This window comes from Streptomyces mayteni, from assembly GCF_054783955.1.
The window spans coordinates 85,384-104,468 of the sequence record NZ_BAAGPR010000018.1 but is presented as its reverse complement, the minus strand read 5'-3'; the positions used below and the strand labels follow the sequence as shown (position 1 = coordinate 104,468).

The 19,085-nt window shown below is 73.5% G+C and carries 18 protein-coding genes and 1 pseudogene; 7 read left to right on the top strand and 12 right to left on the bottom strand.

Annotated features, from left to right (window positions below; translation table 11 throughout):
* From ACYVPE_RS11570 to ACYVPE_RS11560, 3 genes and pseudogenes are all read left to right on the top strand, one after another.
* Positions 1-259: pseudogene (locus ACYVPE_RS11570) on the top strand (hypothetical protein); the annotation flags it as partial.
* Positions 260-349: 90 nt separating this feature from the next.
* A complete protein-coding gene (locus tag ACYVPE_RS11565; protein WP_461033402.1) occupies positions 350-1,105 on the top strand; it encodes a class I SAM-dependent methyltransferase in 756 nt (251 codons plus the stop codon).
* Positions 1,106-1,259: 154 nt separating this feature from the next.
* Positions 1,260-1,523 carry a hypothetical protein gene (locus ACYVPE_RS11560; RefSeq protein WP_461033401.1) on the top strand — a complete coding sequence of 88 codons (264 nt, stop codon included), beginning with the start codon at positions 1,260-1,262 and terminating at the stop codon, positions 1,521-1,523.
* Positions 1,524-1,577: 54 nt separating this feature from the next.
* On the opposite strand, the gene ACYVPE_RS11555 is transcribed toward ACYVPE_RS11560, so the two are convergent.
* The 4 genes from ACYVPE_RS11555 to ACYVPE_RS11540 all read right to left on the bottom strand — a co-directional run bounded on the left by ACYVPE_RS11555 (position 1,578) and on the right by ACYVPE_RS11540 (position 5,917).
* A complete protein-coding gene (locus ACYVPE_RS11555; protein WP_461033408.1) occupies positions 1,578-2,405 on the bottom strand; it encodes a GntR family transcriptional regulator in 828 nt (275 codons plus the stop codon).
* Between the two features lie 38 nt (positions 2,406-2,443).
* Entirely contained in the window at positions 2,444-3,766 is a 1,323-nt protein-coding gene (gene hmgA / locus ACYVPE_RS11550) for a homogentisate 1,2-dioxygenase (RefSeq protein ID WP_461033400.1), read from the bottom strand.
* Between the two features lie 87 nt (positions 3,767-3,853).
* The gene (locus ACYVPE_RS11545) at positions 3,854-5,158 is read right to left on the bottom strand and encodes a hypothetical protein (RefSeq protein WP_461033399.1); all 1,305 of its coding nucleotides are present in this window, start codon (positions 5,156-5,158) and stop codon (positions 3,854-3,856) included.
* Between the two features lie 297 nt (positions 5,159-5,455).
* Entirely contained in the window at positions 5,456-5,917 is a 462-nt protein-coding gene (locus ACYVPE_RS11540) for a MaoC family dehydratase (protein WP_461033407.1), read from the bottom strand.
* A 132-nt stretch (positions 5,918-6,049) separates the two neighbouring features.
* Here ACYVPE_RS11540 and ACYVPE_RS11535 point away from each other — a divergent pair, with 132 nt between their 5' ends.
* Complete coding sequence (locus tag ACYVPE_RS11535; RefSeq protein ID WP_461033398.1) at positions 6,050-7,132, top strand: PQQ-dependent sugar dehydrogenase; 1,083 nt, start codon at positions 6,050-6,052, stop codon at positions 7,130-7,132.
* Here ACYVPE_RS11535 and ACYVPE_RS11530 read toward each other — a convergent pair.
* The 3 genes from ACYVPE_RS11530 to ACYVPE_RS11520 form a co-directional block, all read right to left on the bottom strand.
* Complete coding sequence (locus tag ACYVPE_RS11530) at positions 7,119-7,427, bottom strand: DUF202 domain-containing protein (protein ID WP_461033397.1); 309 nt, start codon at positions 7,425-7,427, stop codon at positions 7,119-7,121. The genes ACYVPE_RS11535 and ACYVPE_RS11530 overlap by 14 nt on opposite strands.
* Positions 7,427-7,801, bottom strand: a complete 375-nt coding sequence (locus tag ACYVPE_RS11525) for a YidH family protein (protein ID WP_461033406.1) — start codon at positions 7,799-7,801, stop codon at positions 7,427-7,429. Before ACYVPE_RS11525 ends, ACYVPE_RS11530 begins: the two co-directional genes overlap by 1 nt.
* Positions 7,802-7,862: 61 nt before the next feature.
* Complete coding sequence (locus ACYVPE_RS11520; protein WP_461033396.1) at positions 7,863-8,729, bottom strand: GNAT family N-acetyltransferase; 867 nt, start codon at positions 8,727-8,729, stop codon at positions 7,863-7,865.
* A 190-nt stretch (positions 8,730-8,919) separates the two neighbouring features.
* On the opposite strand from ACYVPE_RS11520, the gene ACYVPE_RS11515 reads away from it, so the two are divergent.
* Entirely contained in the window at positions 8,920-11,568 is a 2,649-nt protein-coding gene (locus ACYVPE_RS11515) for an alpha-amylase family glycosyl hydrolase (RefSeq protein WP_461033395.1), read from the top strand.
* Between the two features lie 312 nt (positions 11,569-11,880).
* Positions 11,881-13,533: an FAD-binding dehydrogenase gene (locus ACYVPE_RS11510; RefSeq protein ID WP_461033394.1), complete on the top strand. Its 1,653-nt coding sequence runs from the start codon at positions 11,881-11,883 to the stop codon at positions 13,531-13,533.
* 54 nt (positions 13,534-13,587) lie between these two features.
* On the opposite strand, the gene ACYVPE_RS11505 is transcribed toward ACYVPE_RS11510, so the two are convergent.
* The 3 genes from ACYVPE_RS11505 to ACYVPE_RS11495 form a co-directional block, all read right to left on the bottom strand.
* Positions 13,588-15,375 carry a BCCT family transporter gene (locus tag ACYVPE_RS11505; protein WP_461033393.1) on the bottom strand — a complete coding sequence of 596 codons (1,788 nt, stop codon included), beginning with the start codon at positions 15,373-15,375 and terminating at the stop codon, positions 13,588-13,590.
* A gap of 297 nt (positions 15,376-15,672) precedes the next feature.
* The gene (locus tag ACYVPE_RS11500) at positions 15,673-16,575 is read right to left on the bottom strand and encodes an alpha/beta fold hydrolase (RefSeq protein WP_461033392.1); all 903 of its coding nucleotides are present in this window, start codon (positions 16,573-16,575) and stop codon (positions 15,673-15,675) included.
* Positions 16,530-17,003 (bottom strand): histidine kinase, encoded by a 474-nt coding sequence (locus tag ACYVPE_RS11495; RefSeq protein WP_461033391.1) that lies wholly within the window; start codon positions 17,001-17,003, stop codon positions 16,530-16,532. Before ACYVPE_RS11495 ends, ACYVPE_RS11500 begins: the two co-directional genes overlap by 46 nt.
* Between ACYVPE_RS11495 and ACYVPE_RS11490 the strand changes: the two genes are divergently transcribed.
* Positions 16,998-17,444 (top strand): hypothetical protein, encoded by a 447-nt coding sequence (locus tag ACYVPE_RS11490; RefSeq protein ID WP_461033390.1) that lies wholly within the window; start codon positions 16,998-17,000, stop codon positions 17,442-17,444. The genes ACYVPE_RS11495 and ACYVPE_RS11490 overlap by 6 nt on opposite strands.
* Here ACYVPE_RS11490 and ACYVPE_RS11485 read toward each other — a convergent pair.
* Positions 17,416-18,444, bottom strand: coding sequence for a ParB/Srx family N-terminal domain-containing protein (locus ACYVPE_RS11485; protein ID WP_461033389.1), 1,029 nt, complete (start codon positions 18,442-18,444; stop codon positions 17,416-17,418). The two genes, ACYVPE_RS11490 and ACYVPE_RS11485, sit on opposite strands and share 29 nt — an antisense overlap.
* A 100-nt stretch (positions 18,445-18,544) precedes the next feature.
* Positions 18,545-19,051, bottom strand: a complete 507-nt coding sequence (locus ACYVPE_RS11480; protein ID WP_461033388.1) for a GNAT family N-acetyltransferase — start codon at positions 19,049-19,051, stop codon at positions 18,545-18,547.
* Positions 19,052-19,085: the final 34 nt, after the last annotated feature.

Genomic DNA, 19,085 nt, shown 5'->3' with positions numbered 1-19,085 from the left:
GGCGATCCCGCTGACCACGGGCGAGCGCGGGGTGGCCGCCGAGCCCCTGCCGGTCGGCCGGCCGCCGCCCGCCGGGCGGGCCGAGCCGCCGGCCCCGCCGGGAGTGGCGGCGCCCCCGCCGCCGTACGCCAAGCTCGCGCTGGCTCCGGACGGCGCGCTGCTGCTCTCGGCCAACGGCGAGGGCACCGTGCTGCGGCTGGAACGGCCGGCACGGCCCGACGGGCGCACCGGAGGCGTCACTGCGCCTATCGACTGCTGATGCCTTTCGGGTGCGGTTGTCTTTCGGGTGCGGTTGCCTTTCGGGTGAAACGCGGTGGCGTGCGCGTCGTTCGCTCTTCAGGCTGTCCCCGTGACCAACGACTCGCACGCCCCGTTCGCCGATCCGCACTACGCCGCCGCCTACGACGCCTTCTTCCCCTGGGAGGAGCGGGAGGACTTCCACTTCTACCTGCCGCGCGTCATGGCGGCGCGCTCCGTGCTCGACCTCGGCTGCGGCACCGGGATGCTGCTGCACCACGCCCGCGAGGCCGGCCACACCGGCCGGCTCGTCGGCCTCGACCCGGCCGAGGGCATGCTCGAGCGCGCCCGGCGCCGCACCGACGTCGAGTGGATCAGGGGCGACCTCTCCACCACCTCCTTCGACGACGAGTTCGACCTCGTGGTGATGACCGGGCACGCCTTCCAGGAGTGGGTCACCGACGAGCAGGTGCGGGACTCGCTGGCCGCCGTGCGCGCCGCCCTCACCGAGGGCGGCGCGTTCGGCTTCGAGACCCGCAACCCGGCGGTGCGCGGCTGGGAGCGCTGGGGCCTGGAGTACGGGCTGGCCGTCCAGGACCCGGCCGGCTCGGGTGCCGTCGTGCGGATGGCCGTCGAGGCCGCCTCGCCGATCGAGGGCGGCGTCGTCCAGGCCGTCACCCGGATGAGCGGACCGGCTTGGCCGGAAGAGCTGGTCCGCCAGGGCCCGTTGCGGTTCCTCGACGCCGACGCGCTCGACGCCGCGCTGGCCGAGGCGGGGCTGCGGGTGGCCGAGCGGTACGGGGACTTCGACGGTTCGCCGCTCACGTCGGCCAGCCACGAGATCGTCACGATCGCCCGCCGGCCGTAACGCGCGCGGGTTTACGAGGGAACGGATGTCTTGTCGTGTTCGTCAACCCCGTTGCGGGGAAAGGTGAAAGGTGGGACCGGGATACCCATGCGCACTTGTGGGGCGTTAGGGTTACCCTGCCCGGACCGGGTGCCGTTGTACGGGTGGGAGAGTCATGGAGCGGATAACAGTGCGGAGCAGGCCGCCTCGAGTGCCTGCCATCAACTGCGGGAGTGGCGCCAGCAGCGCCCGCCTCGATCGCCACTTGAGCGTGCTCTCCGGTCCTGCCGTGTCGCAGCGGGAGGCCGAGGAGGCCACCTCGCTGATGCGGGAGTTGACCAGGCGCGACGAGCGCACCGCGACCAGCAAGAAGGCGCGCGTCTCGCTGTTCGCGCCGCTGCGGCGGCTGCGGCGCACGCTGTTCGGCGGTCGCGGCTGAACCCCTGAGCGCGTTCCCGACCGCCGGGCCGGCCCCGGCCCGGCGGCGGGTGGCTCAGTCGGCGTCCGGCCCGTCGTCCAGGGGGAGTTCGACAGGCGCGTCGCCCGGTACCGCGTCCACCGTCGAGTCCGTCGAAACAGAGTCCATCGACACCGCGAACGAGAACCGGTCACCCCGGTAGTGGATTCGCGCCACGTCGACGGCGCGCCCACACGCGTCGTACTCCACGCCCGTGATGTGCAGGATCGGGCTCAGCAGCGGCACGGCGAGCAGCCGTGCCGTCTCGGGGTCGGCCAGCCTGGCCTGCACGGTGTTGGTGATCCGGCCGACCGCCACCCCGGCCACGTCCCGCAGCACCCGGGTCATCGGCCACCGCGCCAGCGCCGCCGGCTCGATGCGCGCCGCGATCTCGGGGCGCACCAGGTTCTCCACCCAGTTGACCGGCTCGCCGCTCGTCCGGTCCCGGCGCAGCCGGCGGAAGCGCACCACCTCGGCCAGGTCGGGGAAGAACCCCGCCAGCTCCCCGGGCACCGGCGCCGGGCCGTGGCCGAGCAGGGTGGTCTCCTCGCCCGACTGCTGGGCCACGATCGCGTCGACCGAGCCGAGCAGCCGCACCGGCGCCCGGGGGCCGGCTGCCGGCTCGATGAAGGTGCCGCGCCGCCGGTGCCGGCTGATCAGCCCCTCCTGCTCCAGCTCCTTGAGCGCCTGGCGCATCGTCAACACGCTCACCCCGTAGTGCCCCGCCAACTGCTCCTCGGTGGGCAGCCGCAGCGGTGCCTCGGGGGCGCGGCCGAGTATCGAGGCGCGGAGCGACTGCGACACCTGGTACCAGAGCGGGAGCTTCCGGTTGAGCTCCAGCGAGTCGGGGGCGAAGACGGTCACGGCGGTCGCTCCGGGGCTGTGCGGGTCGAGAGCTGTGCTCACGGCCGTCGTCGGGAGAAGTGGCGTTCCAGACCCTGCCACACGGCGTCGTAGTCGCGCTGGAGATGGCCGCAGCTGGTGGCCTGCTCGGTCAGCGTCACCGGCCAGCGCGTCTCGAACATGAACGCCAGCCCGTCGTCGACCTTCCGCGGCGCCAACTCGGCCGCGCTGGCCCGTTCGAAGGTCTCCCGGTCCGGGCCGTGCGCCGAGAGCATGTTGTGCAGCGAGCCGCCGCCCGGCACGAAGCCGCTGGCCTTGGCGTCGTAGGCGCCCTCGATCAGGCCCATGTACTCGCTCATCACGTTCCGGTGGAAGTACGGCGGCCTGAACGTGTCCTCGCCGACCAGCCAGCGTGGCGCGAAGACCACGAAGTCGGCGTTCGCCAGGCCGGGTTGGGTCGAGGGTGAGGTGAGCACGGTGAAGATCGACGGGTCGGGGTGGTCGAAGCTGATGGAGCCGAGCACGTTGAACCGCCGCAGGTCGTAGCGGTAGGGGACGTGGTTGCCGTGCCAGGCCACCACGTCGAGCGGGGAGTGGTCGTACTCGGCGGCCCAGAGGTTGCCGCAGAACTTGGTGACCACCTCGACCGGCCGCTCCGCGTCCTCGAAGGCGGCGGTCGGCGCCTCGAAGTCGCGGGCCGCGGCGAGGCCGTTGGCGCCGATCGGGCCCAACTCGGGGAGCACGAAGGGCCGGCCGTGGTTCTCGCAGACGTAGCCGGCGGCCGGCCCCGCGGGCAGCTCGACCCGGAACCGTACCCCGCGCGGGATCAGCGCCACGTGCCCAGGGCCGGCGCGCAGCGGCCCGAACTCGGTGAGCAGCAGCAGCGTGCCCCGCTGCGGCACGATCAGCAGCTCGCCGTCCGCGTCGCAGAACACCCGGTCGACCATGGGGGAGTCGGCCCGGTAGAGGTGGATCGAGATGCCCTCCCGCCGCCGGACGTCGCCGTTGCCACCCAGCGTCCACAGGCCGGCCACGAAGTCGGTGCCGGCCGGCGGCTCGGGCAGCGGGTCCCAGCGCCGCCGGTTGGGGTCGGGCTCGGTCTCCTCGAACGGCGCGGAGCGCAGCCCGCCGTTCCCGATCCGGCGCAGCGGCGGGTGGGCCGCCGAGGGGCGGATCCGGTACAGCCAGGAGCGGCGGTTGTCCGCCCGCGGCTCGGTGAACGCGCTGCCGCTCAGCTGCTCCGCGTAGAGCCCGAGCGGGGCGCGCTGGGGCGAGTTGCGCCCCTCGGGGAGCGCGCCTGGCACGGCCTCGCTCCGATGCTCGTTCCCGAAGCCGGTCGGCGGATGCCCCGCCGACCTTTCCTCGCCGCCACTGCCTGCCACGTTGCCGACCGTGCCCATTCCGCACTCCCGCCGCCGAGCGAACCCGTCATTCCTCTGTTCGACCGTAGGAATGCGGGGGGTGCGAAGTCAACGGCTCTGCACCGTCCTGGCCAGCAGTTCCGCCGCACGGCCCCGGTTGCGGTACGGGCGGAGCGCCTGCCGCATCTCGCGCAACGCGCGCTCCGCGTCCCCCGAGCGCAATCGTTCCTGCGCGTGCAGGAAGCACTCCCAGGCCACGCACGCCTCGTCGAGACGGCCGGTGCGCAGCAGCAGTTGACCGAATCTGGCCTGGGTGAGGGCCCGGCCCCTGAGGTCGTTGGCCGACCGCTCGCCCGCGGCCCTGCGCAGCGCGGCGAGCGCCCCCGGCAGGTCGCCGAGCGCCTCCAGCACGGCCGAGGTCTGGAAGTGCAGCGCGGCGGCCGGGTAGGCGTCGAACGGGGAGGCCGCGGCCGTGGCCCGGTCGGCGGCGCGCTCGGCCCGGCCGAGCGCCGCCAGCGCACCCCTGGCATCCCCGCCGAGCCCCAACACCACCGCCAACTGGGCCTGTACGTAGGCCTGCTGGGCGGGGGGCGCGCCGCGGGCGCCCTCCTGGGCGGCCTCCGCCAGCCGGATCGCCGGCGCCAGGTGGCCGAGCCGCTGCGCCTGCCCGCTCATCGCCCGCAGCACCACGCTCCAGGCGGTGCGGTCGCCGACCTCGCCGGCCAGCTGGTGGGCGAAGCCGTAGTACCGCTGCGCCGCCCCGTGCAGCTGCCCGTCCTCGTACATCCGGGCCAGCAGGAAGGCCAGCCGCGAGGCGAGCACGAACAGTTCGCGGCGGGCGCGCCGCGACCGCCGCTGGCTCAGCAGCGGCGTCACGTCGTCGGCGAGGTAGGCGGCGAGCGCGCTGCGGGCGTGCCGGCCGCCGTGGGTGTCGATGGAGGCCGCGAAGAAGTCCACCGCGTCGTGCAGGGCCGCGGTGCCCTCGGCGCGCGGGGCGGGCGACTCGACCGGTGCCGCCGGCGGCAGCGCCGGCGCCACCGCCTCCGCGACGCGGTAGGGCCGTTGGTGCAGCGGCCGGCGCCGGCCCGTGTCGCTGTCCGAGCGGCACAGCGCGGTGAAGCCGGCCACCGGGTCCAGCTGCGGCGCCTCCCGGGCGTCGGCCGCGAACCCGACGGCCGCCGGGCTGACCGCCCGGCCGAGCCGCCGGGAGAGCGCCTCGGCGGCCAGTTGGGGAACGGGATGCCGGGGCTGGGTGCCGGCGAGCCAGTGCGCGACGGAGGTGCGGTCGTAGCGGAGCACGGTGCCGATCTCGCCGCCCAGCGTGTTCACGGCACGGGCCAGGGCCTCCTGGGTCCAGCCGGCCTCGGAGAGCATGGCCCGCAGTCGGTTGTTGGGGCCGCGCCGGTTCGTCATGGTCCTGTGGTCTCACGCCCCGGGGCGGCCCGACAGGGCGCACGGGGGCATCGGCGTCGACCGAACTGCCTCACGATCACACGATCGGGTTGCTTTGCCGGTTTTCGGTCCGCCGTGCGTGAAAGGCGCGCGACACCGCGTTGACGGTGGTGCCATGAACGACCCTCGCCTCTACGCCACCGTCCTGCCCCCGCGCTCCTCGGCGCACTCCCACGCGCCCCAGGCGGCGCCCCGCACACCCCGGGGCGCGGTACCGCGGCCGGCCGGCGGCGGGGAGGTGGGCGCGCGGGGGAGCGGTCAGCAGAGGTAGCGGGTCACGGTCTCCGCCACGCAGACCGGCTTCTCGCTGCCCTCCCGGTGGATGGCGGCGGCCAGCGTCAGCTGGGTCCCGCCCGGCACCTCGGCCACCGCGGCGATCCTCGCGGTGGCCCGCACCCGGCAGCCGGCCGGCAGCGGGGCCGGGAAGCGCACCCGGTTCACGCCGTAGTTGAGGGCCAGCCGCACCCCCGCGACCCGCAGCAGCCCGGGCACCAGCACCGGCAGCAGGGCCAGCGTCAGATAGCCGTGCGCGATGGTCGAGCCGAAGGGGCCGGCGGCCGCGCGCTCCCGGTCGGTGTGGATCCACTGGTGGTCGCCCGTCGCCTCCGCGAACAGGTCGATCGCCCGCTGCTCCACCGTCAGCCACTCGCCCGGCCCCAACTCCTCGCCGACGGCGGCCAGTAGGGCATCGGGCGACGCAAAGGTCCGCGGCTGCTCCACCATGCGGGCAGCATAGCGAGCCGACCCGGCGTCATTGACGGTGCATCGTCAAGGTGGTGGGATCGGTGACGCGTGGGGGCTGGCCTGATCGACCGCCGTGAACATCCGTCCTTCGAAGCACCTGGAGGTTCCATGCACGCCCGCACGCTCCGCCGAGTCGCCACCGCGCTCGCCGCGACCGGCCTGGTCGCCGCGTTACTCGGCGCCGCCCCCGGGGCGCCGGCGGCGCCGTCCGCGCCGACCCCGCTCTCCGCGCCGGCCGCCATCAGCCAGCTCTCCACCGGCTGGTCCGTGCCCTGGGGCATGGACTGGCTGCCGGACGGCTCCGCGCTCTACGCCGAGCGCGACACCCACCGCGTCGTCCGCCTCGCCCCGAACGGCACCCGCACCGTCGTCGGCACCGTGCCGAACGTCGTCAGCGGCGGCGAGGGCGGGCTGCTCGGCCTCGCGGTCTCGCCGAACTTCGCCACCGACCGGGCCTTCTACGTCTTCCACACCGCCGCCGGCGACAACCGCATCGCCCGCCTCACCTTCGACGGCACCGCGATCGGCGGCTACCAGCCCATCCTCACCGGCATCGCCAGGGCCACCTACCACAACGGCGGCCGGCTGGACTTCGGCCCCGACGGCTTCCTCTACGCCACCACGGGCGACGCCCAGCAGACCGACCTGGCGCAGAACACCCAGTCGCTCAACGGCAAGATCCTCCGCCTCACCACCACCGGCGCCCCGGCCCCCGGCAACCCGTTCGGCAACCACGTCTACTCCTACGGCCACCGCAATCCGCAGGGTCTCGCCTGGGACGCCGCCGGGCGGCTCTGGGCCGCCGAACTCGGCCAGAACACCTGGGACGAGCTGAACCTGATCACGCAGGGCGCCAACTACGGCTGGCCGGTCTGCGAGGGCGTCTGCGGCCGCGCCGGCATGACCGACCCCCGGCGCACCTGGAGCACCGCTGAGGCGTCCCCCAGCGGCCTCGCCTACGCCGACGGCGCGCTCTACCTGGCCGCGCTGCGCGGCCAGCGGCTCTGGCGGATCCCGCTGAACGGCACCGAGGCCGGCACCCCGCAGGCGTACTACCAGGGCCAGCTCGGCCGGCTCCGCACCGTCGCCACCGTGCCGGGCGGCACCGCGCTCTGGCTCTCCACCAGCAACGCGGACAGCCCCGGCGCCCCGCAGGGCCGCGACGGGGTGCACGTCGTCACCCTGCGCTGAGCGTCAGCGCGAGCAGCGCCGCCACGGCGAGCACCACGCCGGCGGCCGCCAGCACCGTGCCGCCGGCCGCCGCCGGCCGGCGGCCGGTCAGCGCCCGCATCCTGCGGTGCGCCAACGCCAGGAACCCCACCCACGCCACGGCGGCCCCGGCCACCCCCACCACCGCGGCCGGGCCGCCGTCCCCCTCGGTGATCAGGGTCCGGCCGGCCAGCACCACCACCAGCGCGAACGCCAGCGTGGTCCGCCGCCAGGCCAGCCGGGTCCGTTCCGGCTGCGCCCCGGGATCGCGTTCCATCAGCTCAGCACCACGGCGGTGATCACCACCGCGGCGCACACCAGCGTCCCGACCGCGAGCAGCGCCGGGAACCGGCTCATCGGCAGGTCCTCGCCGCGCCGCATGGCGCGCTCCGACCGCACCCAGTGGTTCACGGCCCGCACCGCGCACAGCCCCCCGCCGGCCAGCAGCAGCGCGGCCACCGCCACGCGTGGCCCCCAGGCCAGATCGGTCAGGAACTGGTCGACCGCGATCCCGCCGGCCACCAGCGCGAGCGCGGTCCGCAGCCACGCCAGGAACGTCCGCTCGTTCGCCAGCGAGAAGCGGTAGTCAGGCGTGACACCCTCCTCCCGCACCCGCCACGGCGCGAACCACAAACGCACCGCCTGCCACATTCGTCCGATCACATGACGAGTGTGCCCGATGGGGCGGGACGCCTCCCGGTGAGTGCCTCCGCTACCCGTCCCGGCGCCGGTCGCGGACCTCGGGGAGGCGCCGGAAGCCGGCCGACGCGTAGGCGGCGACGCCGGCGGCGTTGGAGCTCGGGGTGCAGACGAGCGCGCTCGACGAGCCGAGCCCCCGGAGGGCCGCCGCCGCGGCCAGGCAGATCGCCGTGCCGTGGCCGTGGCCGCGGTGCTCCCGGTGCACGCCCATCGGCTCGATCAGCCCGGGCTTCCCCTGGCCGGCCGACCACACCGTCACCGCCGCCACCGCGTGCCCCCGGTCGTCGTGGGCGACGAGACACCGGGCGTCGGCGTACGCCGGTCCGGCCGCCATCGCGTGCCAGCGCCCCTCGGCGAACGTCGACCCGTCGAACGACGCCCGCTGCACGGCGGCCCGCACGTGCGCCCGCTCCGGCCCGATCACCTCGATCCGCACGCCCGGGTCCGCCACCGGCTCCCCGAGATCGCGGCGCAGCGGCGTCCACGGCTCGTCGGGGTGCCAGCCGGCGTCGCGCAGCAGCTCCTGGACCAGCGCGTCGGCCGGCGCCTCGACGTACGCCTTCCCCGGCGGCAGGAAACCCCGCCCCGGCTCCGACAGGTCCTCGACGAGCCGCCGCGCCAACTCCGCGTCCCGCCTGGCGTCCGGCGCCGTCGTGAGCCGCAACAGCCCGGGACCGTCCAGCAGTCCGACGGCGAGCAGCCGCCCGCTCCGCCGCCAGGTCCTGACCGCCGCGGCCGTCGCCTCCGCGCCGAACCGCCAGAACCAGCCCAGGTCGCCCGGATGCAGCTGCATCGGCGCCCCGTCGTCCTGCCACTCCCGCAGCGCGGCCACCGCCTCGCCGAGACCGTCGACTCCAGGACCGCCCGACTCCATCGCCATGCCCCCATCACACACCAGCGCACCGCGGGCCCGCACCTGAGTTTCCGGCGGCCGGGAAGCCGTCACGCGCGGCAGGTTCACGGCCGGCGGATCCCTCGCTACTCTGCAAGAAGTTTCGCAAGTTCTTGCACGGCAGCTCACTCCACCACCCCCCACCGGCCTGCCAGTTCGCGAGGAGAGCCGCTCCGACATGAGACCCCGCCTTCGGAAACACCCGATCCTGGCCCTGCTCGCCGTCGTCCTCGCCCTCACCGCCAGCCCCGTCGCGGCCGGCGAGCCCGTTCAGGCCACCGGCACCGCGACCGTCAGCTACTACACGGCGTCCAGGAACTGGAACGCCCACTACCTGCACTACGCCCCGGACGGCGGCGCCTGGACCACCGTGCCCGGGGTGCGGATGGCCGAGGCGTGCCCCGGCTGGGTACGGCAGACGGTGGACCTCGGCGCCGCCGCCGGCCTCCAGGCCACCTTCAACAACGGCGCCGGCACCTGGGACAACAACAACGGCGCCAACTACCGCCTCGGCACCGGTGACATCACCGTCCGGGACGGCGTCGTCTCGACCGGCGACCCCTGCGCCGGGTACGAGCCGGACACCGAACCACCCACCACCCCCGGCGGGTTGACCGTCCGCGTCGAGGGCACCGGCGTCGTGCTCGGCTGGGAGCCGGCCACCGACGACGTCGGCGTCACCGGCTACCGGATCACCCGCACCGGCGGCAGCCGCGGCGACCGCACCGCCGACACCGGCTCCACCGTCTGGTCGGAGCAGGGCCTGGAGGCGCACACCGAGTACGCCTACCAGGTCACCGCCCGCGACGCCGCCGGCAACCGCTCGGCGCCCACCGCCGCCGTCACCGTCACCACCGGCGCCGCGCCGCCCGCGGCCGAGCCGGGCGAGCCGCTGGGCACCGATCCCCGCCAGGACCCGATCTACTTCGTCCTCACCGCCCGCTTCTTCGACGGCGACAGCGCCAACAACCGGGGCGGCAGCCAGCACGAGCGCTCCGGCAACGCCAACTACGACGACCCCATGTTCCGCGGCGACTTCAAGGGGCTGATCGAGAAGCTCGACTACATCAAGGCCCTCGGCTTCTCCGCCGTCTGGATCACCCCGGTCGTCCTCAACCGCTCCGACTACGACTACCACGGCTACCACGGCTGGGACTTCTACCAGGTCGATCCGCGCCTGGAGTCCACCGGCGCCACCTACCAGGACCTGATCAACGCCGCCCACGCGATGGGCATGAAGATCTACCAGGACGTGGTCTACAACCACAGCTCCCGCTGGGGCGCCAACGGCCTCTACACGCCCACCGTCTACGGCGTCCAGGACGAGCAGTGGGACTGGTACTACGACACGCCGGAGGCCGGGCGCGCCTACGATCCGCTCGACGAGGACGAGAACGGCCGCCCCTACAACGGCGACCTGTGGTCGAACGAGGAGCCGGCCGGCAACGGATGCCCCAACTGGGGTACGCCCACCGGCGGTCGGAGCCCCGAGGGCTACACCCTCTACAACTGCCAGTGGCCCGCCCCCACCAACTCCCTCTTCCCCGCCGACACCTACCACCGCTGCTGGATCGGCAACTGGGAGGGCGAGGACTCCAGAAGCTGCTGGCTCCACGAGGACCTGGCCGACCTCGACACCGAGAACGCCCGCGTCCAACAGCACCTGATCGGCGCCTACAACCGGTTCATCGACATGGGCGTCGACGGCTTCCGCCTCGACACCGCCGTCCACATACCGCGGGTCATGTGGACCCGGCACTTCCTGCCCGCGATGTACGACCGCGTCGAGGATCGGTTCGGCGCCGAACGGGCCGAGAACTTCTTCGTCTTCGGCGAGGTCGCCGCGTTCGTCAACGACAAGTGGAACCGCGGCTCGGTCAACCACTCGGCGCAGTTCTTCACCTGGCAGCCGCGCCGCGACTACAGCCAGGACGACGCCACCGCCGTGCTGGAGGAGTACACGGAGGAACAGGCCATCGGCCCGGCGGGCCAACCGACCACGGACAACGCCTTCCTGCGCGGCAACAGCTACCACGCCCCCGACCGCGGCCGGTTCTCCGGGATGAACATCATCGACATGCGGATGCACATGAACTTCGGGGACGCGTCCAACGCGTTCCACAACGGCCGTGACTCCGACGACTCCACCAACGACGCGACCTACAACGTCGTCTACGTCGACAGCCACGACTACGGCCCCAACAAGTCGAGCAACCGCTACGCGGGCGGCACCGACGCCTGGGCCGAGAACATGTCGCTGATGTGGACGTTCCGCGGCATCCCCACCCTCTACTACGGCTCGGAGATCGAGTTCCAGGCCGGACAACGGATCGACTGCGGCCCCAGCTGCCCGCTCGCCACCACAGGCCGCGCCTACTACGGCGACCACGTGGCGGGGGAGTTGACGGTCACCGACTTCGGCGAGGTGGCGGAGGCGAGCGGCCCCGTCGCCGAGACGCTGCGGCAGCCGCTGGTCCGGCACGTGCAGCGGCTCAACCAGATCAGAGGGGAGATCCCCGCCCTCCAGATGGGCCAGTACTCGACCGAGGGCGTCAGCGGCGACCTGGCCTTCAAACGCCGCTACACCGACGCGGCGACGGGCGTCGACAGCTTCGCCCTGGTCACGGTCTCCGGCGGCGCGACGTTCACCGGCGTCCCCAACGGTACGTACGTGGACGCCGTCACCGGCGACACCCGGCAGGTGACCGCCGGCACGCTGACCGTCCCGGCCCCGGGCAAGGGCAACCTCCGCGTCTACGTCCTCGACCTCGGCGGCCCCAACACGGCCCCCGGCCGCATCGGCGAACCGGGCCCCTACCTGCGGTAGCGCGGCGCGGCGATGCTGCGCTGGCGAACCGGTGGGGGCCTGGGGCCTGCGGCCCCGGGCCCCCACGGCCTCGGCGGCGGCCAACGGCGGCCTGCGGCCGCGGTGCCGCCGCCTGCGCGGCGAAGCCGCGCGCCTGTGGCGGCCCTACGGGCCGGTACGGGGCGCGGCCCCGGTTGGGGGGAAAACCTGCCTTCGAAGGAGGCCGGGGCCCAGCCCAGGGCCGCGCGCCTTCGGCGGGGTCCGGCCCGCCTTCGGCGGGAGGCCCTTCGGGGCGCGAAGCCGCCAGGCGTCTTCGCCGATAGATTGGCCCGCATGGGTTATGACGCGGATGTCATCGTGATCGGCGCCGGCCTCGCCGGGTTGGTGGCCGTGGCCGAACTGGCCGAGGCCGGGCGCAGGGTGATCCTGCTCGACCAGGAGCCGGAGGCGTCCCTCGGGGGCCAGGCGCACTGGTCGTTCGGCGGCCTCTTCCTCGTCGACTCCCCGGAGCAGCGGCGCCTCGGTGTCCGCGACAGTCACGAACTCGCGCTCCGCGACTGGCTCGCCACCGCCGGCTTCGACCGAGGGGAGGACCGCTGGCCGCGCCGCTGGGCCGAGGCCTACGTGGAGTTCGCCGCCGGCGAGAAGCGGGCCTGGCTGCGGGAGCGCGGCGTCAAGATCTTTCCCGTGGTCGGCTGGGCCGAGCGCGGTGGCGGTGACGACAGCGGGCGCGGCAACTCGGTGCCCAGGTTCCACATCACCTGGGGGACGGGGCCCGGCGTCCTCGAACCGTTCGTCGCGCGGCTGCGCGCCGCCGAGGAGCGCGGCCTGGTCGAGACCAGGTTCCGGCACCGCGTCACGGGGCTCGGCCGCACCGGCGGCGTCGTCGACACCGTCACCGGCGAGGTGCTGGTGCCGAGCTCGGCGCCGCGCGGCACGGCCAGTTCGCGTGAGGCGGCTGGCACCTTCGAGTTGCGCGCCCAGGCCGTGATCGTCACCTCGGGCGGCATCGGCGGCAACGAGGACCTGGTCCGCGCCAACTGGCCGGAACGGCTGGGCACTCCGCCGGAGCGGATGCTGACCGGCGTGCCGGCGCACGTGGACGGCCTGATGCTGGGCGTCGCCGAGCGGGCCGGCGGCCGGCTGATCAACCGGGACCGGATGTGGCACTACACCGAGGGCATCGCCAACTGGGACCCGGTCTGGGCCGGTCACGGCATCCGGATCCTGCCCGGGCCCTCCTCGCTCTGGCTGGACGCCACGGGCCGCCGGCTGCCCGCCGAGCACATACCGGGCGCCGACACCCTCGGCGCGCTCGAACACCTCAGGCGGGCCGGGTACGAGCACACCTGGTTCGTGCTCAGCCGGCGGGTGATCGAGAAGGAGTTCGCGCTCTCCGGCTCCGAGCAGAACCCCGACCTCACCGGGAAGCGCGTGCTCGAGGTGCTGGGCCGGATCCGTTCCGGGATCCCGAGCCCGGTGCGGGCGTTCCTCGACCGGGGCGCCGACTTCGTCGTCGCCGACGACGTCACCGAACTGGCCCGCGGCATGAACCGGGTGACGGGCGCCGAGCTGGTCGACGCGGCCGCGCTGCGGCGGGTGATCGAGGACAGGGACCGGGAGATCACCGCCGAGGACGGCCGGGACCCGCAGGCCCTGGTGATCCGGCACGCCCGCGGCTTCCGCGGCGAGCGGCTGGCCCGGGTGGCGCCGCCGCACGCGCTCCTCGACCCCAAGGCCGGGCCGCTGATCGCCGCCCGGCTCTCCGTGCTCACCCGCAAGACGTTGGGCGGGCTCGAGACCGACCTGTCGTCCCGGGTCATGACGGCCGCCGGCGAGCCGCTGCCCGGCGTCTACGCGGCCGGCGAGGCCGCCGGGTTCGGCGGCGGCGGGGTACACGGCTACCGCTCGCTGGAGGGCACCTTCCTCGGCGGCTGCCTCTTCTCGGGTCGCGCCGCCGGACGCGCCGCGGCCCGGGCGGTGTAGCGCGCTGGAGGCGCGCTCACCTGGCCCGGGCCGCGGTGGAGCGGGGTGGCGGGGTCAGCCGCCGACCGTCGGCTGGTCGGCGAGCGCCGGCACGTCGGCGTCGTCCGGCGTACCGGCGTCGTCCGGCGCGTCGGGATCGGTGCCGTTCGCCGGCCCCTGGCCCTTGCCGTTGGCGTGGCCGTTCCCTTCGCCGTTGCCGTTGCCCGGGCCGATGCGCAGCTCGAAGTCGCCGTCGTAGCGCTGGTGTCCGGCCATCACGGCCATCTCCACGGCCTCGACGCCCTGCTCCTCACGCAGGATCAGCGAGTCCTGCCGCAGATCGCGCATCAGCGCCCAACAGAGCCCGACCATCACCACGGTGAACGGCACCGCCGCCAGGATCGTCAGGTTCTGGAGGCCGTCGAGCGCCGTCGAACCGCCGCCGCCGATCATCAGCATCACCGCGGCCACCGCGCCGGTCAGGGCGCCCCAGAAGACGACGACCAGCCGGCTCGGCTCCAGCGTGCCGCGCTGCGACAGGGTGCCCATCACGATGGACGCCGCGTCCGCGCCGGACACGAAGAAGATGCCGACCAGCACCATCACCAGCAGCGCCGTGACGCTGGCCGCCGGGTACTCCTGGAGCACCGCGAACAGCTGGCCCTCCGTGGTGGCCTGTTCGGTCAGGCCCGCGCCCTGCGACTCGAGACGCATGCCGGTGCCGCCGAAGATCGCGAACCAGATCAGGCTCACCACGCTGGGCACCAGGATGACGCCGCCGACGAACTGCCTGATGGTCCTGCCCCGGCTGATCCGCGCGATGAACATGCCGACGAACGGCGTCCAGGAGATCCACCAGGCCCAGTAGAAGACCGTCCAGCCGGACAGCCAGTCACCGACGCCCTCGCCGCCGCTGGCCTCGGTGCGCGCCGCCATCTGCGGCAGGTCACCGATGAACGTGCCGAGCGAGGACGGGATCAGGTCCAGGATCAGCACGGTGGGGCCGGCCACGAACAGGAAGACCACCAGCACCACGGCCAGCACCATGTTGATGTTGGACAGCCACTGGATGCCCTTGGCCACGCCGGACACCGCGGACAGCACGAACGCCGCGGTCAGGCCGGCGATCACCAGCACCAGCAGCCCGGTGCCGACGTCGCTCATCCAGCCGAGCTCCTCGACGCCGCTGCCGATCTGCAGCGCGCCGAGACCCAGCGAGGCGGCCGAGCCGAAGAGCGTCGCGATGATCGCCAGGATGTCGATGACCCGGCCCCACGAGCCGTTGGCCCGCTTCTCGCCGATCAGCGGCGTGAACACGGCGCTGATCGTCTGCCGGCGGCCGCGCCGGTAGACGCTGTACGCGATGGCCAGGCCGACCACCGCGTAGATCGCCCAGGGGTGCAGCGTCCAGTGGAAGAGCGTGGTGGACAGCGCCGTCGTCATCCGCTCGCCGTCGTCCGCAGGCGAGGTGCCGGGCGGCGCGGTGGCGTAGTGCGCCAGGGGCTCGCTCACGCCCCAGAACATGAGGCCGATGCCCATGCCGGCGCTGAACATCATCGCGATCCACGAGATCGTCCTGAACTCCGGCTGCTCGCCCTCCTTGCCCAAGGTGATCCGCCCGTACCGGCTCATCGCCAGCCAGAGCGCGAACACCACGAACCCGGAAGCCGCGAGCACGAAGCCCCAGCCGGCGTGATGGATGATCGCGCCGAGCGCGTCTCCCGACGCCTCGGCGAGCGAGTCCGAGGACGCCGCCCCCCAGACGACGAACGCCAACGTCAGCACGGCTGCGACGCCGAACACCACCGGATCCGTCCGTGGTTTCGTCAGCGACAGCCGAGAGGGTCTGTCCGTTGTCGTCACCGAACCGTGTTTATCGCTTGGCACGCCGTACAACCTTCCTTTCCACCCGGTCTCCTGGCTGGTCAGCCGCTGTAGCTGTACCGGGCAACAATCTGCATGGGCGGGCGGCTACCCGGTTTCGCTCCAACCATGCCATGCGAAGAAAACCCGTTGACCTGCGGTTTTCACGGATTGTGGAGGGTTCGTCGGCGGAACGGAGTCAGTTGCGGTGGCGAAAAATGTCACAGATCTTATGCGTTCCTTACGCGGAGGCGTCGGAGCGTCGACGCACCGTGAACACCGGCCACGGTCGGCTCGTCAGTGGGCACCAGCCGGCCCCGCGCTCCCCGGCTCAGGCAGCACCCGGCCGAGGAAGCCGCGCACATAGCCCGTGACGGCGTCCAGGTGGCTCTCCAGCGCGAAGTGCCCGGACTCCAGGAGGTGCACCTCGGCGTCCGGCAGGTCGCGCAGGAACGCCCAGGCGCCCTCGGGGCCGAAGATCTCGTCGCCCGCGCCCCAGACGGCGAGCAGCGGCACCTGGCCTGACCTGAAGTACTCGTGCAGCTCCGGGTAGCCGGCCACGTTGCTCGGGTAGTCGCGGAACAGCTTCAGCTGGATCTCGTCGTTGCCTGGCCGGTCGAGGAACGACTGGTCGAGGGTCCAGGTGTCCGGGCTGACCAGGGTGGGGTCGGCGACGCCGTTCTCGTACTGCCACCTGGTGATCTTCGCCGTCAGCGCCGCCCGCACGCCCGGCTCGGTGGCGGGGCCCGGCTCCTCGGCGTAGGCGAAGAGGCCGTCCCAGAAGGCCTTCACGAGGCCGTCCTCGTAGGCGTTGCCGTTCTGGCTGACGATCGCCGTCACCCGGTCGGGCGAGCGGGTGGCCAGCCGCCAGCCGATCGGCGCCCCGTAGTCGTGCACGTACATCGCGAACCGGTCCACGCCCAGGCGGGCCAGCAGCGCCTCGGTCACGTCGGTCAGCGCGTCGAAGGTGTAGGGGAAGTCGCCGAGCGCCGGCATCGACGAGTAGCCGAAGCCGATGTGGTCGGGCGCGATCACCCGGTAGCGGTCCGCCAGGGCCGGGATCAGGTTCCGGAACATGTGCGAGCTGCTGGGGAAGCCGTGCAGCAGCACGACCGCCGGGGCCCCGGCCGGGCCGGCCTCCCGGTAGAAGACGTTCAGTCCTTCGATCTCCACGGTGCGGTGGTGCACGACCGGAGCCATGGCTGACCTCCAGGGACTCGGGCGGAACGCTCGGGTCTCCCCATCGTCACCCCGCCGCGCCGCTCCCGCATCGCCGCTCCCCGCCGGCGGGCAGCCCGGCGGTCGCCGTCAGGCCCTTCCCTGGCCCGGACGACAGGCCGACCGTCCCGCCGTGCGCCGGCCGGCGTGTGCACGCCGACGTTCCCCAGCAGGTTGCCGACCAGCTGCCGCAGCATCGCCTCGTCGCCCCACACCGTGACCGGTCCGGCCGCGGCCGGCACCGCGACCCGCACCGGCCGGTCCGGCTGCCTGGCCCGCAGGTCGGCGTCCGGCTCGGCGGCCAGCCGGCCCAGGTCGACGGGGGAGCGGCGCGGCGCCGGCCGGCGGTCGAGCCCGGCCAGCACCCGCAGCAGGGTGAGCGCACCGTCGTCGCCGACCCGCCCATGCACAACCTGTCGTTCCGCTTCGCCGTCGCGGACACCCGCCTCGGGAACGTCACGGTCGCCGCCGGCGACCCGGTGATGGTGTCACCGCCCGCCGCCCACGCCTGCCCGCACTCCACCGGGGACGACGCCGCGCCGCACCTCGCCTTCGGCGTCGGCCCGCACGCCTGCCCGGCCCGCCAACTGGCCGAGGCCATCGTGGAGATCGGCGTCGCCCGGATCCGGGCCCGCTTCGGCACCCTGCGGCTCGCCCTGCCGGAGGACCAACTGCCGTGGTGCGTCACCCCGTTGGTGTCCGGGCTGCGCTCGCTCCCGGTCCACTACGACGTGGCGGGGCCGGCGGTGCCGGAGACGACGAAGGAGCCGGCGGCCACGCCGCCGGCCCCCGAACGCCGGTCCGCCTTCGGGCGGTTGCTGGCTACGCTGCGCGGTGGTGGCGGTCGTTGACGACCGACCCGCGGTACTCCAGGGCGTAGGCGAGCTTGCCGGGCTTGTTGTCCGTGATCGGCTGGCTCAGCTTCTCCCACTCGCCGTCGTCCTCGGGCTCACCGTCGTTCCACTCGGTCAGCTGGCCGAGCTCGGCGGCGGTGTGCCCGCCCGCGACGACGGTGTCCGGGTCGAGCGCGACCATGTCCTCCGACACCTCGCGCACCAGGCCGAGGTAGGTGTCGAAGTCGCTCAGGTCGTAGTCGTCCAGGTCGTAGTTCTCCCGGACCCAGCTGGCCCAGTAGAACTCCAGGAACTCGGTGGCGTCGTCCGGCTGGACGTAGCCGATGTCCCGGGTGAAGTAGACCAGCGCGCGGTACGGGTCCTCACCGAGGCTGCGCAGCCCGATGTGCCGGGGCAGCCGGTTCGCGGTGATGGGCCGGTTGTCGCCGTCCCGCAGCCACACCCAGTTCTGCGCCTGCATCTCGCGCCAGAACGCCGGCATGCTCAGGTCACTGAGGTCGTCGACGACGCGGACGCGGACGCGGGTGTCGGAGCCGCCGCCCGGGCTCTCCCAGAAGGAGGTGAACGTGTGGTGCCCGTCGGTGAGGTAGAGCTTGCCGCCAGGACCGATGACCACGGTCTTCATGACCGCTATGGACTCGTCGGTCTCCTCGCCCAGCGGGATGGTGCACGAGAAGGTGCTGGCGTCGTCGAGGCGCGAGCGGGAGGTGACCTCGTCGGCCTCACCTTGCCCGTTGGCCTCGCACCAGTCGTCGAAGGCCTTGTCGGGCTCGGCGGCGTAGCGGCCGAGCTTGTAGTAGATCTGGTCGTAGCCGATGGCCGGCTGCGTGGGCCGCAGTTCGGCCAGCGAGACGGTGATGAGGTCGCCGGCCTCCGGGCCTTCACCACCGCGGCCACCCGCCTCGGCCGTGCCGGCACCGGCCACGCCCACCACACCGACGAGCGCGGCCGTCGCCAGCCACGCTCCTCGCCGTCTGATATGTCCTGTGTTCTTCACGCGGGGCATCGTGACGTTCCCCGGTGACAGAAAGGTGAACCCGACACCACAAGTGGAGGTTCGGCCTCCGCCGCGCCGTCAAGGGAAGGCGGAAGCCGATTCACACCGCCCGGCGCATGCAAATCCTCGGCCACCGGGCCAGGCCGTGCGCCGCCTCGCGTTCGCGGATCTCCCGCAGGCCGGGGGTGAGCCCGCCGTCGTCCATCGGCTGAAAACCGCAGCGCGCGTAGTAGGGGGCGTTCCATGGGACCCGCGCGAACGTGGTGAGGGTCAGCGCCGGCGCGCCCTCGCTCGCCGCACGGGCCGCCAGGTGGTCGAGCAGCGACCTGCCCACACCGCGGCGCGCGGAGTCCGGGTGCACCGAGACCTGCTCGACGTGGAGGTTGCCGTCGACGCGGTCGGCGATCAGATAGGCGACCGGGGCGTCGCCTTCGCCGGCCGCGACCCAGGCGAGACCGGCCTCCTGGTAGCGGGCGAGCTCCCCGACCGGCAGCGGTTCGTCCTCGGCGATCTCCGGCATGCCGACGTTCAGGAAGCACCGCCCGGCGGCTCGCTCGATGTCCTGGAGGAGGGGCAGTTCGCTCGGGCGCACGGCTCGGATAAGCATGGACACATCCTCCACGGCACGCCCCACGGCGCCA

Coding starts and splice junctions, on each gene's coding strand:
- ACYVPE_RS11560 (WP_461033401.1), top strand. CDS start 1,260: ATGGAGCGGATAACAGTGCGGAGCAGGCCGCCTCGAGTGCCTGCCATC.
- ACYVPE_RS11525 (WP_461033406.1), bottom strand. CDS start 7,801: ATGTGGCAGGCGGTGCGTTTGTGGTTCGCGCCGTGGCGGGTGCGGGAG.
- ACYVPE_RS11530 (WP_461033397.1), bottom strand. CDS start 7,427: ATGGAACGCGATCCCGGGGCGCAGCCGGAACGGACCCGGCTGGCCTGG.
- ACYVPE_RS11480 (WP_461033388.1), bottom strand. CDS start 19,051: ATGCTTATCCGAGCCGTGCGCCCGAGCGAACTGCCCCTCCTCCAGGAC.
- ACYVPE_RS11515 (WP_461033395.1), top strand. CDS start 8,920: ATGAGACCCCGCCTTCGGAAACACCCGATCCTGGCCCTGCTCGCCGTC.
- ACYVPE_RS11500 (WP_461033392.1), bottom strand. CDS start 16,575: ATGGCTCCGGTCGTGCACCACCGCACCGTGGAGATCGAAGGACTGAAC.
- ACYVPE_RS11520 (WP_461033396.1), bottom strand. CDS start 8,729: ATGGCGATGGAGTCGGGCGGTCCTGGAGTCGACGGTCTCGGCGAGGCG.
- ACYVPE_RS11535 (WP_461033398.1), top strand. CDS start 6,050: ATGCACGCCCGCACGCTCCGCCGAGTCGCCACCGCGCTCGCCGCGACC.
- ACYVPE_RS11510 (WP_461033394.1), top strand. CDS start 11,881: ATGGGTTATGACGCGGATGTCATCGTGATCGGCGCCGGCCTCGCCGGG.
- ACYVPE_RS11490 (WP_461033390.1), top strand. CDS start 16,998: ATGCACAACCTGTCGTTCCGCTTCGCCGTCGCGGACACCCGCCTCGGG.
- ACYVPE_RS11545 (WP_461033399.1), bottom strand. CDS start 5,158: ATGACGAACCGGCGCGGCCCCAACAACCGACTGCGGGCCATGCTCTCC.